Origin of the sequence: Rhodoferax aquaticus (assembly GCF_006974105.1) — a bacterium.
In the GTDB taxonomy this organism is placed as follows: Bacteria; Pseudomonadota; Gammaproteobacteria; order Burkholderiales; family Burkholderiaceae_C; genus Allorhodoferax; species Allorhodoferax aquaticus_A.
In genome coordinates, this window is record NZ_CP036282.1 from 1326408 (window position 1) to 1338808 (window position 12401).

15 protein-coding genes, 1 tRNA gene and 1 pseudogene are annotated in these 12401 nt (G+C 58.6%); 8 read left to right on the top strand and 9 right to left on the bottom strand.

Going from position 1 to position 12401, the window contains the following annotated elements; translation table 11 throughout:
* Nucleotides 1–60 precede the first annotated feature (60 nt).
* Nucleotides 61–663: an OmpA family protein gene (locus tag EXZ61_RS06200; protein WP_142810070.1), complete on the bottom strand. Its 603-nt coding sequence runs from the start codon at nt 661–663 to the stop codon at nt 61–63.
* The gene (locus EXZ61_RS06205) at nt 660–1160 is read right to left on the bottom strand and encodes a FecR family protein (protein ID WP_237219105.1); all 501 of its coding nucleotides are present in this window, start codon (nt 1158–1160) and stop codon (nt 660–662) included. The genes EXZ61_RS06200 and EXZ61_RS06205 overlap by 4 nt, the downstream gene beginning before the upstream one ends.
* A 120-nt stretch (nt 1161–1280) precedes the next feature.
* Here EXZ61_RS06205 and EXZ61_RS06210 point away from each other — a divergent pair, with 120 nt between their 5' ends.
* Complete coding sequence (locus EXZ61_RS06210) at nt 1281–1682, top strand: group II truncated hemoglobin (protein WP_142810072.1); 402 nt, start codon at nt 1281–1283, stop codon at nt 1680–1682.
* A 22-nt stretch (nt 1683–1704) separates the two neighbouring features.
* Here EXZ61_RS06210 and EXZ61_RS06215 read toward each other — a convergent pair whose 3' ends face one another.
* From EXZ61_RS06215 to EXZ61_RS06230, 4 genes are read right to left on the bottom strand one after another with little or no spacing between them, the layout of a single operon-like run.
* Nucleotides 1705–2361 carry a Smr/MutS family protein gene (locus tag EXZ61_RS06215; RefSeq protein WP_142810075.1) on the bottom strand — a complete coding sequence of 219 codons (657 nt, stop codon included), beginning with the start codon at nt 2359–2361 and terminating at the stop codon, nt 1705–1707.
* Nucleotides 2358–3077, bottom strand: a complete 720-nt coding sequence (gene radC, locus EXZ61_RS06220) for a RadC family protein (RefSeq protein WP_142810077.1) — start codon at nt 3075–3077, stop codon at nt 2358–2360. The genes EXZ61_RS06215 and radC overlap by 4 nt, the downstream gene beginning before the upstream one ends.
* Nucleotides 3078–3109: 32 nt before the next feature.
* Nucleotides 3110–3352: a ribbon-helix-helix protein, CopG family gene (locus EXZ61_RS06225; RefSeq protein ID WP_142810079.1), complete on the bottom strand. Its 243-nt coding sequence runs from the start codon at nt 3350–3352 to the stop codon at nt 3110–3112.
* Nucleotides 3349–3768 (bottom strand): putative toxin-antitoxin system toxin component, PIN family, encoded by a 420-nt coding sequence (locus EXZ61_RS06230; RefSeq protein ID WP_142810081.1) that lies wholly within the window; start codon nt 3766–3768, stop codon nt 3349–3351. Before EXZ61_RS06230 ends, EXZ61_RS06225 begins: the two co-directional genes overlap by 4 nt.
* 501 nt (nt 3769–4269) lie before the next feature.
* Between EXZ61_RS06230 and EXZ61_RS06240 the strand changes: the two genes are divergently transcribed.
* Nucleotides 4270–5052 (top strand): substrate-binding periplasmic protein, encoded by a 783-nt coding sequence (locus tag EXZ61_RS06240; RefSeq protein WP_142810083.1) that lies wholly within the window; start codon nt 4270–4272, stop codon nt 5050–5052.
* 54 nt (nt 5053–5106) lie between these two features.
* On the opposite strand, the pseudogene EXZ61_RS06245 reads toward EXZ61_RS06240, so the two are convergent.
* Nucleotides 5107–5368: pseudogene (locus EXZ61_RS06245) on the bottom strand (UPF0758 domain-containing protein); the annotation flags it as partial.
* A gap of 110 nt (nt 5369–5478) precedes the next feature.
* Between EXZ61_RS06245 and EXZ61_RS06250 the strand changes: the two are divergent.
* The 4 genes from EXZ61_RS06250 to EXZ61_RS06265 all read left to right on the top strand — a co-directional run bounded on the left by EXZ61_RS06250 (nt 5479) and on the right by EXZ61_RS06265 (nt 8459).
* Nucleotides 5479–5943, top strand: coding sequence for an FKBP-type peptidyl-prolyl cis-trans isomerase (locus EXZ61_RS06250; protein WP_142810088.1), 465 nt, complete (start codon nt 5479–5481; stop codon nt 5941–5943).
* The gene (ispH, locus tag EXZ61_RS06255; RefSeq protein ID WP_142810090.1) at nt 5940–6899 is read left to right on the top strand and encodes a 4-hydroxy-3-methylbut-2-enyl diphosphate reductase; all 960 of its coding nucleotides are present in this window, start codon (nt 5940–5942) and stop codon (nt 6897–6899) included. Before EXZ61_RS06250 ends, ispH begins: the two co-directional genes overlap by 4 nt.
* Nucleotides 6900–6995: 96 nt before the next feature.
* Nucleotides 6996–8333, top strand: a complete 1338-nt coding sequence (serS, locus tag EXZ61_RS06260) for a serine--tRNA ligase (RefSeq protein WP_142810093.1) — start codon at nt 6996–6998, stop codon at nt 8331–8333.
* Nucleotides 8334–8369: 36 nt separating this feature from the next.
* Nucleotides 8370–8459, top strand: a tRNA-Ser gene (locus EXZ61_RS06265).
* A 62-nt stretch (nt 8460–8521) separates the two neighbouring features.
* Here EXZ61_RS06265 and EXZ61_RS06270 read toward each other — a convergent pair.
* Entirely contained in the window at nt 8522–9094 is a 573-nt protein-coding gene (locus EXZ61_RS06270; RefSeq protein ID WP_237219106.1) for an energy transducer TonB, read from the bottom strand.
* Nucleotides 9095–9198: 104 nt separating this feature from the next.
* On the opposite strand from EXZ61_RS06270, the gene xdhC reads away from it, so the two are divergent.
* Together xdhC and EXZ61_RS06280 are read left to right on the top strand one after the other, a co-directional pair.
* The gene (gene xdhC, locus EXZ61_RS06275) at nt 9199–10017 is read left to right on the top strand and encodes a xanthine dehydrogenase accessory protein XdhC (RefSeq protein ID WP_142810095.1); all 819 of its coding nucleotides are present in this window, start codon (nt 9199–9201) and stop codon (nt 10015–10017) included.
* Nucleotides 10018–10230: 213 nt separating this feature from the next.
* Nucleotides 10231–11469, top strand: a complete 1239-nt coding sequence (locus EXZ61_RS06280; RefSeq protein ID WP_142810097.1) for a urate hydroxylase PuuD — start codon at nt 10231–10233, stop codon at nt 11467–11469.
* Here EXZ61_RS06280 and rarD read toward each other — a convergent pair.
* Complete coding sequence (gene rarD / locus EXZ61_RS06285) at nt 11466–12359, bottom strand: EamA family transporter RarD (RefSeq protein ID WP_142810100.1); 894 nt, start codon at nt 12357–12359, stop codon at nt 11466–11468. The genes EXZ61_RS06280 and rarD overlap by 4 nt on opposite strands.
* Between the last annotated feature and the right edge of the window lie 42 nt (nt 12360–12401).

Below are 12401 nucleotides of genomic sequence, written 5' to 3' on the forward strand. Positions count from 1 at the left end.
TGTCCCCCGTCCAAAACAAAGGGCCCATTGGGGCCCTTTGTTTTGGACGGGGGACTGGGCTTAGCGCAGCGTAATTTCGACCCGACGGTTGCGCGGTTCTGGGGTGTCGTCAGGGGTTGGCACCAGCAAGTTGCGCTCGCCGTGGGACTCTACGCTGATGACGGCATCCTTCAAGCCTAGCTGGCGCAACTGTTCGGCAATCGCGTTCGCACGTTTCAGGGCCAAGGCTTCGTTGGCATCTGCAGCACCTTGCGTGTCAGAGTGCCCGATGACCGAGAGATCCAAGGATTTTCGGCTGCTTGCGCGTGCCAGAATTTCCGGCAGCAAGGCTTTGGACTGTGCGGTCAACTCTGAGCCGCCCACTTCAAAGTAGAGCAAAAAGCGCTCAGGCAGTGGGGGGCGGGCCGCCATGGCGGCGCCAAAGTCGCGTTGCAAGTCTTCTGATTTGACCGCGAACGGTGGGGCTGATCCATCGAGCTTGGCGCCGGACTGACCTTCGGTGAGCAGCTGTTCCCCTGCCTTGCCTTGCACTACGACCTTGCCGACCGTCCCATCGGGACTGGGCAGCAAGACCACGTATGAGCCGGGGCCTGCGCAGCCGGTCAGCAGCGCAGCGCCAAGCAGCACCATCGCCACCAGGCTTGTTTTTAGGGGGTGCTTCATTGCGCTTCCTCCACACGGGCTACAAATTGGGTACCGCGCACACCAATGATTCCCGCAGGTGTTTTGACACTCACGGCTTCGGGGCGGAGCTTGGCAATGACGCCTGATATGTAGTTCAGCGTGCCTTTGATCAAGCTCACGTCTAAGCGCAGGCTGTTTTGGGCGGGTGCATAGAGATACTCGTCTACCGTGAGTTCAGTGGTAGGTCCAAATGACATGACCGTGTTGTCTTTAAAGGTAACGCCCAAGGACGACTCTTTCTCTGTCTTTAGGCGGCTGCCCATGAGGATGGCAGTGCCCGGCTCAGCCTTCACGCGCGCACCTTGCGTGCTTACCCACGCCTCGCCGGTCACGGTTTTGACATAGCCCACAGGTTCCGGTGCGGCCTGTTGGGCCTGAGACAGAATGGGCGCAAGCGCAAGGGCGACAAGGCCCAACGCACGCCATAGTGGTCGGTGGATTTGCATACTTGCAATTACTCCCAAAATTTGGATCATGGATCTTGCTTGGCTAGGGCTATTGCAGCGCAGGCGGCAGCGCCAAGCAACGCATAGTATCGTCTAAGCTTTGCGACCTATCGCTGTAGTTACCCTTACGTACCCTTCAAAAAAAATCTCATGGATGATGAAAACACGCAGCAGCGAAGCGCCTTCGATTGGATTGGTGGCGAAGCACCCATTCGCACGGTTGTGGACCGTTTTTATGACCTGATGGAGTTGGAACCTCGATTCCTGGCCTTGCGCGCCGTCCACGGGTCCACTCTGGACGATGCCCGCGACAAGCTGTTTTGGTTTTTGTGCGGCTGGATGGGCGGTCCGCAGCACTATGTGGAGCGTTTTGGCCATCCGCGCTTGCGGGCGCGCCACTTGCCTTTCAAAATCGGCATTTTGGAGCGCGACCAATGGCTCGCCTGTATGGACCAAGCCATGGCCGATGCGCAACTAGATACGGATTTGCGCACGCGACTGAACGCGTCGTTTTTTCAAACCGCGGATTGGATGCGCAACCAAGGCGTCTAGCACCCATTGCGAAATGTGTAGGCTAGTTGCGTTTGGGCTGCAGCAGCACCATGAGCGCGCCCGCACCACCGTGTGCGCGCGGCGCTTGCACAAAGGCGATGACCTCTGACTTTTGTACCAACCAACGGTGGACCTTGTCTTTGAGTACCGGCGTCTTGCCGGGTGAACCAAGCCCCTTGCCGTGCACTACACGCACGCAGCGAATGCCATGCTTGTGGGCCTCGCGAATAAATGCACCCAACGCTTCGCGGGCATCGTCGCTGCGCAAACCATGCAAATCGACTTGGCGTTGAATGCTCCAAATGCCTCTGCGCAGTTTTTGCACCACATCTTGGCCGACGCCGGGGCGGCGAAAGCTCAAGTGCTCGTCCGTGTCCAGCAGGGTGCTCACATCTACTTCATCGCTCAAGGCCTCTTGCAGGGCTGCGGCCTCGTCTAACTGCAGTTGCTTGGGCTCAGGGGCCGGTGGTTTCGGCTTGAGGTTGGCGACCGGCTTGCTGTGCAAGCGCGTCACCTGGCCCGCAGCCGCTTGAAACAGGTTGCGCTGAGCCGCCAGCTTTTTGGCCGCAGCCGCTTCTAGCGCTGCGGCTTCTGCCTCACGCTTGGCCTGGGCCGCAAGCTCTTTCTTGACCAGCTTGAGGTCTGCCAGTGAAGCGACGCGCAGGGCCCTTTCTTTCATAGCAAACCGTGCTCCGCCATCGACAAGGCGTGTCCGGGCCCGACGATGATGTGGTCTAGCACCCGCACATCCACCAAAGCCAAGGCGGCTTTGAGCGTTTGCGTGAGCGCCTCGTCGGCACGGCTGGGCTGCACGATGCCGCTGGGGTGGTTGTGCGCCAGCACCACGGCGGCCGCGCTGTGGTGCAGCGCGCGGATAAGCACCTCGCGCGGGTACACACTGGTTTGCGTGAGCGTGCCGCGAAACAGCTCTTCCATGGCCAGCAACCTGTTCTGGCTGTCCAGAAACAGCACGGCAAACACCTCATGTCCTTTGGCGGCCAGGTGCAGCTGCAGGTAGTGTTTCACGGCCTGCGGGTCGGTAAATACCTCGCGCTCTTGCAGGCGCTGGGCCATGGCGCGGCGGGCAAGTTCGAGCACCGCCACAATCTCGGCCCGCTTGGCAGGCCCCAAGCCTTTGACGCGCTTGAGGTCATCTGCCGTGGCATGCAGCAAGCCCGAGATGCCGCCAAAACCGCCCTGGCGCTCATCAGTATTGCGTGAGGTGCTATTGTTTTTGAGTTGCAACAGTTCCTCGGCCATCTGCAACACGCCTTTTCCCGCTATGCCGGTGCGTAACAAAATGGCCAACAACTCCGCGTCACTGAGCGCACCAGGGCCACGTGCGAGCAACTTCTCGCGCGGTTGGGCTTCTAGGGGGAGGTCTTTGAGGGGCATGGGCTAAGGCTTGGCAGGCAGGGCGAGTTGTCCTAGCGAGACGAGGTTTGTGCATTTGCAGCGTCAGCCGCATCCAGCCGGTCCAGCACGGCTAGCGCCTTTTGCACGTCCCCCGTGGCAGCCATAGCGCGGAAATGGTTCTCGGTGTCCCAGGCAGACAGCGCATGGGCGCTGAGCTGCTCCACCAGCTTATTCATCGAGAGGCCCCGGCTTTGCGCAAGCGTCTTGAGTCGCTGGGCTGTGTCGTCGGGCAGTCGTATCGTCAAAGTGCTCATGTCCATTCCTCCAAACATTGCGCGGGTGTGAGTACCCGCAGCCTATCTAAACGCAATTCACCTCCGCGCAAGTCCCGCAAATTATGGGTGACGATGGCCTGCGCCCCACCTGCTAGGGCCAGCTCTATCAAATGGTTGTCCGCCTCATCGGGCAAATTGGGTCGCCAACCGTAATACACCGTCACCCAGCGCCCTTGGCGCGCCAACGCGGCCAGCACGTCGCGCCGCTCCTGCGCCGTGGTGGTATCACCCCACACCGGGCGTTCTAGCAAGTCGTGGTACTCCATCCACAGGGCATTGCCGAACAAAGGCTGCAAGTTCCCCCCCAAAGCCCTGCGCAACACCGCCCTCGATGCCCCGCCCCCAGAGCGCAGGCCCGCGACAAACACGTTGGTATCGATAACGACTGGGATCATGATGACAGCATAGGTGCTGTCACTGCTTTGTGCAAGTTGGGTATGGCATTCACCGCATGGCTGTGGGTGCTTGACGACATGCATGTCTCTGGTGAATGCTGTTTGTTACCTCAGTATTCCTTTACGTGCATTGCCTAGTGGGGCATTGCAACATGTGCGTCGCCCAGCCCAAACTTTACAACCCCCGCCACGCGCAACGCACACCGCTGTGCCGACTGTGGGCATGACTACTGCATCGCCTTCTCTTGCAAGGGCCGGGGAGTCTACCCCTCAGGCAACCCCCAGCGTTTGGTGGAGACTGCGGCGCAACTGAGCGATCACGTTTTTCCCAGCCTGCCGGTGCGCCAGTGGGTACTTCGTGGCATGCTTTATGCGGTTGCCCTGATGTATCGCGCATACTGTTTGGATAACTGTTAACACATCGAGTCGTAAGCGGCGGCAAACGGCCTTCGGTCCCAGTTGAATGTTAGCTATCACTCAGTAACAAGGAAGGAAACAGAAATGCGGAACTCAACCCTCAGAGTGGGTTATGCGCTTCTTGTGTTTTTTTTGTTGAGCCTGCAGGTGGCAGTGGCCCAAGTCCGCCCCTTCCATTTTGCAGGGGACGAAGACGAAGCCCCCTTCGGATTTCGTAACGAGAAAAAGGAGTTTGTGGGTATCTATGTTGATATCTTGCAAGAGGCGTTCAATCGCATGAATGTCAAATACCTCATCAAAGGCTATCCGTGGGCCAGAGCGCAAATGCTAGTGGAGCATGGGGGCGCGGACGCCATGATTACCGTGGCTACACCTACCCGCGAGCTCATAGCAGTCGCCAACACCGAAGCCCTTGCGACCCATCAGTGGGTTGCGTTCGCCAAAAGCGACAGTGCCAAGTTTCAACAAATCATGAGCGCGAAGACACTCGACGAGTTGAAGGGTTTGAAGGTGCTTGACTATTTGGGCGATGGTTGGGGCGAGAAAAACCTTGCAGGGTTTGATGTCGATCGCGGTGGAAATTTCTCGCAAGTGTTGCTAAAGCTTGCTGCGCAACGTGGGGATGTTTTTGTTCAGATGCAGCTACCAACGCAATATGTGCTCAATGAACTTAAAGCAGCGAACCCGGGCAATGATGGCCTTGCCAAAGTTGTGGCAGCGACCAACGTATTGGACTCCAAAAAGTTCTATCTGCTGGTCAGCAAAAAATCACCCTATGTCGCGATGCTGCCTCAAGTTGACAAAACTATTGCGGGAATGCGGGCCGATGGGACGATTCAGAAGATCCATGACAAGTACGTAAAGTGAGGTCGCAACGTCGACCCTGTTAGCCCCTTGTTAGGTAGTTGCTTTCCAAGCATCTTTGGCCCGCTTGAGCTTGTCGGCGGTAACGCGCAGCCAGCCAGCTATGCCGCAAAAACCGCCCTGGCGCCCGTCGGTACTGCATGAGGCGCTATTGTTTTTGAGTTGCAGCCGTTCTTCGGCCATCTGCAACACGCCCTTGTCCGCAATGCCGGTGCGCAACAAAATGGCCAACAACTCTGCATCTCAGATGCGTACTAGGGCCACGTGCGAGCAATTTTTCGCGCGGTTGGGCTTCTAGGGGGAGGTCTTGCAGAGCTATCAAGGTCAGGGCTGTGGTGGGCGAGTTGCAGGCGTCCGGGGCATCTAGGGCAGGTTTTGCCAAGGCTTTTCGTGGCTTTCTACAATAGGGCCCAGTTTATCGGGACTTTTATGACATCTACGCTTGCCCGTGTTCAACCGGGCTCCTTTCTCACGCTGCACTACCGCTTGGGTGGCCCTGCGGGCGACATCATCAATACATTTGACGGCAAGCCTGCCACCCTGACCCTGGGCACGGGCGAGCTGTCACCCGCAGTGGAGAATTGTTTGATGGGCATGGAGGAGGGCGCGCGCAGCACGTTTGAGCTGCCGCCCGGCGCTGCATTTGGCGAGCGCAACCCCGACATGCAGCAATGGCTGGCGCGCAAGGTGCTCACGCAAATGGGCGACCCGCTGGAGACCTACAACGTGGGCGATGTGGTGCAATTCCCCACGCCCGATGGCCAAGGCCAGTTTGCGGGTGTGGTGCTGCAACTGCGGGGCGAAGGGGCAGAGCGGGCCGTGTTGTTCGACTTCAACCACCCCTTGGCGGGCCAAGCCGTGACCTTTGAAGTTCAATTGATTGGTGTGCTATGACTGCTGTGATACTGCCGCAAGAAATTATTTTGGCCGAGCCGCGCGGCTTTTGTGCTGGCGTGGACCGCGCCATCGAGATCGTGGAAAGAGCATTGGCCAAGTTCGGCCGGCCCATCTACGTGCGCCACGAAATCGTGCACAACACCTATGTGGTGAACGACCTCAAAGAGCGCGGCGCCATCTTCATCGAAGAGCTGGACGATGTGCCACCGGGCGCCACGCTGGTGTTCTCGGCCCACGGTGTGAGCCAGGCTATCCAGCGCGAGGCGGAGCGCCGGGGTTTCCAGATATTTGATGCCACCTGCCCGTTGGTGACCAAGGTTCACGTGGAAGTGGCCAAGCTGCACAAAGAGGGCTTTGAATTCATCATGATCGGCCACAAGGGCCACCCCGAGGTGGAGGGCACCATGGGCCAGCTCGATAGCGGCATCCATTTGGTGGAAGACGTGGCTGACGTCGCGCACATCCAGCCGAGCCAGACCGAAAAGCTGGCCGTGGTGACCCAAACCACCTTGAGCGTGGATGACGCGGCAGACATCACGGCCGCCGTGGTGGCGCGCTTTCCGCTGATCAAAAAGCCCAAGATGCAAGACATTTGCTACGCCACCCAGAACCGCCAAGACGCGGTGAAGGTGATGAGCCCGCAGGTAGACATCGTGATCGTGGTGGGTAGCCCCACCAGCTCCAACAGCAACCGCCTGCGCGAAGTGGCTAAGAAACTGGGCACCGAGAGTTATATGGTGGACCATGCGGATGAGCTAAAAGCCGAGTGGTTTGAAGGTCGATCCCGGGTGGGCCTGACGGCGGGAGCCTCGGCCCCTGAGATCTTGGTGAAGGCCGTGATCGACCGCATCAAAGCCTTGGGCGCTGTGTCGGTCCGCAAGATGGACGGCATTGAGGAAACCGTAAAATTTCCGCTACCCAAAGGCTTGCGGATCGACCAAGCCAGCGAATAACGCGTGGCAAGCTGCTATATGTTTTGTAGCTGCTTGCGCAATAAAATAGGGCGCTAGAGGCCTATTTACCCCTGAAACCAAAGAATACCAATCGCCATGTTAGACATTACCCTATTGCGCAAAGACCTGGGCACTGTGATTGCCCGTTTGGAGAGCCGCAAGACGCCTCAGGCCTTTTTGAATGTGGATGCATTTACCGCCCTGGAGTCAGAGCGCAAGACCATCCAAACGCGCACCGAAGAGCTGCAATCCAAGCGCAACACCGTGAGCAAGCAAATTGGCATGCTCAAAGGCAAGGGCCTACACGCCGAAGCCGATGCCGCGATGGCGGAAGTGGCGGGCTTGAAAGCCGAGCTGGAGGCTTCTGCCGCCCGGTTGGACGCCATTCAAGGCGACATGGAATCCATGCTGCTGGCCGTGCCTAACTTGCCCCACGCGTCCGTGCCGGTAGGCAGTGACGAGACGGGCAATGTGGTGGTGCGCAGCTGGAGCCCCGACGGCAAAGGCCCCAAGGCGTTTGACTTTCCGGTCAAAGACCATGTGGACGTGGGCGAACCTCTGGGGCTGGACTTTGACATGGGCGTCAAGCTCACAGGTTCTCGCTTTACGGTGATGCAAGGGCAAATGGCCCGCCTGCACCGCGCTTTGAGCGCCTTCATGCTCGACGTGCAAACCCAAGAGCACGGCTACCAAGAGTGCTACACCCCTTACATCGTCAACGCAGACACTTTGCGCGGCACGGGCCAACTGCCCAAGTTTGAAGAAGACCTCTTTGCCGCCAATAAAGGTGGCCAAGACGGTGGGCCTGACGCCAGCGCAGAAGCCAACGCTGCGCTCTACCTGATTCCCACCAGCGAAGTAACGCTGACCAACTTTGTGCGCGATGTGGTGACCCCTGAGGCCGATTTGCCCATCAAGCTCACGGCGCACACGCCATGCTTCCGCTCTGAAGCGGGCTCCTATGGCCGCGACACCCGTGGTTTGATTCGCCAGCACCAGTTTGACAAGGTGGAAATGGTGCAAATCGTGCATCCCGAAAAGAGCTACGAAGCCTTGGACGCCATGGTCACCCACGCGGAAGCGATTTTGCAAAAACTGGGCTTGCCCTACCGCGTCATGAGCCTGTGCACGGGCGACATGGGCTTTGGTGCCGCCAAGACCTTTGACTTGGAAGTGTGGCTACCCGCGCAAAATACCTACCGTGAAATTAGCTCGGTCTCCAATATGGAAGCCTTCCAAGCACGTCGTCTGCAAGCGCGGTTCAAAAACGCCCAAGGCAAGAACGAACTGGTGCACACCCTGAACGGCTCTGGCCTGGCGGTGGGGCGCACTTTGGTCGCGGTGCTAGAGAACTACCAAAACGCCGATGGCTCGGTCACCGTGCCTGAAGTCTTGCGCCCATACATGGGCGGAATGGCGGCCCTCAAGGCCTGATAGAATCCACGCTTCGTTTCGACCGACGCGAATTCAGGAGAAGTGGCAGAGTGGTCGAATGTACTTGACTCGAAATCAAGCGTAGGGGCGACCCTACCGAGGGTTCGAATCCCTCCTTCTCCGCCAAATGCAAGCCCCATGTGATTCATTCACTTGGGGCTTTTTGCTGTGTGGCGCTAAGCGGATGTTTAGTACTGCCCCTCACTCAGCGTGTGCAGCTGGAACTGCCCGCTCTTGTGCCATAACCATGTTTCGGTGTACGTGACGTTGCCTAAGCGCACAGGTGCTGGGAATGGGGCAGACTTGCGGACCATTTGCTCGATCTCAGCCATCACTTCGGGGGCGTGCGATGGAGCTCGCATCCAGCGCACGTTGCTGACGTTGCCGCGCGCATCGATGTCAACTTGCGTGACACCTACGGCATAGAGCAGTGGAGGCATTTTCCCCTTGTAGATCCTGCCCTGGTAGTTCTGGTAGAGGTGGTTGGCCACTTCCGAGCGGAACTGCAGAATGCTGTTGGCAGTCGAGGGTGGGCCACTTGGCACGCTAGGGCGGCTGGGCTTGACCGGTTCCGCTGGCGGCGGCTCAGGCGTGGGGGCCACAGGGGCTGGGGGCGGTGCAGGCGGCTCTGGGCGTGTGGCGCATCCACTGGCCAGTACCAAAAGGGCAGAGGCCAGGGCGGCACGCCATTGCGGCAAAGACCCGTATCGGTTTTTGCTTGGTTCTGGCTTCAAACCGGCGGGCAAGGTGGGTAAAGTCATTCAGAGGTTCCGTCCAACTGTGTGTTTAAAGGCATACTGTGCCCGGATTTTGCCGTGGCTCCAAGCCATAGCCGCAGTGTAAAAGGTAAGCCGAGGTAAACACCGTGCGTTTGATTTCTGAATTCTTAGACCGCCTGCGCACAGAAGACGCAGTGCTCATCACGGTGGCCTCCAGCCGTGGCTCGGTGCCCCGAGAGGCGGGCACGTGGATGGCGGTCTTTGCCGATACCTTGGTCGCAACCGTAGGGGGCGGGCATTTGGAGTTGGATGCCATTGCCCACGCCCGCACACTGCTTGCGCAAGTGCCCCGCCCACACGATACGGCAGAAAATTTGGTGCGCTATGCCTTGGGCCCCAGCCTAGGGCAGTGTTGTGGTGGCGAGGTGCATTTGCGCTTTGAGCGTGTCTGCGCAAGCGCTAGCGCCGCGCTGGCGCAGCGCTTGGCGGACCACTTGGTACCCGTGGCTTTGTTTGGTGGCGGGCACGTAGGCAAGGCCTTGGTGCAGGTCTTGGGCCAGTTGCCCATGGCGGTGCATTGGATTGACAGCCGTGACGAGATTTTTCCTGCCGCGGTGCCTGCCCATGTGCGCACCGAACACAGCGAGCCCGTGCAGGCGGCAGTGGCTGATCTGGCCCCTGGTTCGCGGGTGCTGATCATGAGCTTTAGCCATGCCGAAGACCTGAGCATCGTGGCGGACTGTCTGGCCCGCCAACGCGCGCAGGGGGACTTGCCCTACATCGGCCTGATTGGTAGCAAGACCAAGTGGGCGACTTTTCGCAAGCGGCTAGAAGCACGTGGCTTTACCCCCGCAGAGCTAGACCATGTCACCTGCCCGATTGGTGTGCCTGGCATTCAGGACAAGCGGCCCGAAATCATTGCCATTGCAGTAGCTGCGCAGCTGCTGCAGGTCGGGCCTGACTAGGGTAAACACGGGGGCGCTTTAGAGTTGTAGTCAGGCGCGAATGCTTGGGTTTTAGACAAAAACTGTATACACTTTGGCCATCGGTCGCAGCGGAGCTGGGGTGCCCAAAGGTGCATCTGTGTTCGTGGCCTAAATACTGCTTACAGCGCCCGCAGTGGTGAGCAGGATGCAATACATGCGGGCATTTTGGCCCGCACCTTTGGGGTTGAAATTATGGAAAGTTATCTGCTGGACTGGGCCAACCTGCTGCTGCGCTGGGTCCACGTCATCACTGCCATCGCTTGGATTGGCTCCTCGTTCTATTTTGTGTTTTTGGACAGCAGCCTCACGCCGCCCGAAGACCCCGACCTCAAGCGCCAAGGCGTGAGCGGCGAGTTGTGGGCCGTGCATGGTGGTGGCTTTTACCACCCGGTGAAGTTCTTGGGCGCTCCCCCGCAGTTACCCAAACATTTGCATTGGTTTTATTGGGAGAGCTATAGCACCTGGTTAACCGGCTTCTCCTTGTTCACAGTGTCCTACCTCTGGAGCGCGGGGACGTATTTGATCGACAAGTCGGTCATGGACTGGGCGCCTTCTTCTGCCATCGTGGTGGCCTTGGCATTCTTGGTGGTGTTTTGGCTGGCGTATGACGGCATTTGCCGCGTGTTCGGGCAGCGCAAAAATGGCGACGCAATAGTGGGTGCGCTGGTTGCCTTGCTGGTGTGCGTGGCGGCTTGGTTGGCTTGCCACTGGTTTGCGGGGCGCGCAGCCTTCTTGCTGATTGGCGCGATGATTGCCACCAGCATGAGTGCCAATGTGTTCTTCTGGATCATCCCCGGCCAAAAAACGGTGGTAGCCGACATCAAGGCGGGCAATCCGATTGACCCCATCCACGGCAAGCGCGGCAAGCAGCGCAGCGTGCACAACACCTACTTCACCTTGCCGGTGTTGTTTGCGATGCTGAGCAACCACTACAGCTTTACCTACAGCCATCCGCACAACTGGCTGGTGTTGATTTTGATGATGTTCGCGGGCGCGGCCATTCGCCAGTTCTTCGTCATGCGCCATGGCTTCAAGCTTGGCCGCAACGGCCACCCTTGGCCTTACGCGGCAGTGGGTGTGGTGGCCATTGTGGCGGTGATTGTGTGGCTCAAGCCTGAGCCTGTAGCTCCCAGTGCATCTGCTACTAATTCAGTAGCTGTAAGTGCAGCTTCCACGGGTGCTGCAGGCCAAATTGGCTACAAAGAACTGCAACCCGTGCTGGCACAGCGTTGCTATATGTGCCATGGTGAGGCGGTGCAAATGAAGAATGTGCGCTTGGATTCGCCGCAGGCTTTGGCCAGCCACGCACAAGCGGTGTACCAGCAGGTGGTGGTGACCAAAATCATGCCGATGAACAATGCCACCGGCATCACGGACGCAGAGCGCACCTTGGTCAAACAATGGTTTGAATCAGGCGCGTCCGTGAACTAGGCGTTCGCGCTTTTTGCAGCGGCGGCCTGCCGACTAAAGCGCAGGCTCTCTAGGGTGTACACCACCAAGGCCCCCCAAATGAAGACAAAGCCGACCAAGCGGCTGCTTTGGATGGGCTCGTGAAACACCAACATGCTCAGCACAAACAAGATGCTGGGCGAGGCGTATTGCAAGATGCCCACGGTGGTCATGGGTATGCGGCGCGCACCTGCAGCAAACAACAGCAAAGGAATGGCCGTGAGCGGCCCCGCCACCATGAGCCAGGCGTTGGTGCCCCAGTCGCCTTGCAGCAGCACACTGTTGCCCTGCGCCACACCCATGCCCATGTAGACCAAGGCAATCGGTGTGAGCATCATGGTCTCTAGCGTTAGACCCTCCAAGGGGCCCAGCACTGCCACCTTGCGCAGCAGGCCATAGACCCCAAAGGTTAGCGCCAGCAACAACGCAATCCAAGGAAGGCGGCCGCCTTGGATGGTGAGCCACAGCACACCAACTGTCGCAATGCCTACCGCCACCCACTGGCCCCTACGCGGCCGCTCTTTGAGCACCATAAACGCCAAGGCCACGTTGACCAGAGGCAAGATGAAGTAGCCTAGGCTGGCGTCTTGCACATGCTGGTTTTGCACCGCCCACACGTAAATGAGCCAGTTGCTAGAGAGCAGCAAGGCCGAGACGGCAAACGCTGCTAGCACCTTGGGCTGACGTGCCAAGTCGCGCATCCATGCCCAGCGTTTGAGTACCAGCAAAAGCAACATCACAAACAAGAGTGACCACACCGTGCGGTGCATCACCACTTCCAATGCGGGCACATGGGAGAGCTGCTTAAAGTACAGCGGAAACAAGCCCCAAATCATGTAGGCCAGCAGGGAGTAAACAATTCCGATATTCATCAATTTCTTTCTTGCATGCGAAAGCGCGGTAGCGCCAACATC

Excerpts from the sequence above, each read along its gene's own strand:
- EXZ61_RS06200 (WP_142810070.1), bottom strand. The coding sequence starts at position 663 with ATGAAGCACCCCCTAAAAACAAGCCTGGTGGCGATGGTGCTGCTTGGC.
- EXZ61_RS06205 (WP_237219105.1), bottom strand. The coding sequence starts at position 1,160 with ATGATCCAAATTTTGGGAGTAATTGCAAGTATGCAAATCCACCGACCA.
- EXZ61_RS06210 (WP_142810072.1), top strand. The coding sequence starts at position 1,281 with ATGGATGATGAAAACACGCAGCAGCGAAGCGCCTTCGATTGGATTGGT.
- EXZ61_RS06215 (WP_142810075.1), bottom strand. The coding sequence starts at position 2,361 with ATGAAAGAAAGGGCCCTGCGCGTCGCTTCACTGGCAGACCTCAAGCTG.
- radC (WP_142810077.1), bottom strand. The coding sequence starts at position 3,077 with ATGCCCCTCAAAGACCTCCCCCTAGAAGCCCAACCGCGCGAGAAGTTG.
- EXZ61_RS06225 (WP_142810079.1), bottom strand. The coding sequence starts at position 3,352 with ATGAGCACTTTGACGATACGACTGCCCGACGACACAGCCCAGCGACTC.
- EXZ61_RS06230 (WP_142810081.1), bottom strand. The coding sequence starts at position 3,768 with ATGATCCCAGTCGTTATCGATACCAACGTGTTTGTCGCGGGCCTGCGC.
- EXZ61_RS06240 (WP_142810083.1), top strand. The coding sequence starts at position 4,270 with ATGCGGAACTCAACCCTCAGAGTGGGTTATGCGCTTCTTGTGTTTTTT.
- EXZ61_RS06250 (WP_142810088.1), top strand. The coding sequence starts at position 5,479 with ATGACATCTACGCTTGCCCGTGTTCAACCGGGCTCCTTTCTCACGCTG.
- ispH (WP_142810090.1), top strand. The coding sequence starts at position 5,940 with ATGACTGCTGTGATACTGCCGCAAGAAATTATTTTGGCCGAGCCGCGC.
- serS (WP_142810093.1), top strand. The coding sequence starts at position 6,996 with ATGTTAGACATTACCCTATTGCGCAAAGACCTGGGCACTGTGATTGCC.
- EXZ61_RS06270 (WP_237219106.1), bottom strand. The coding sequence starts at position 9,094 with ATGACTTTACCCACCTTGCCCGCCGGTTTGAAGCCAGAACCAAGCAAA.
- EXZ61_RS06280 (WP_142810097.1), top strand. The coding sequence starts at position 10,231 with ATGGAAAGTTATCTGCTGGACTGGGCCAACCTGCTGCTGCGCTGGGTC.
- rarD (WP_142810100.1), bottom strand. The coding sequence starts at position 12,359 with ATGAATATCGGAATTGTTTACTCCCTGCTGGCCTACATGATTTGGGGC.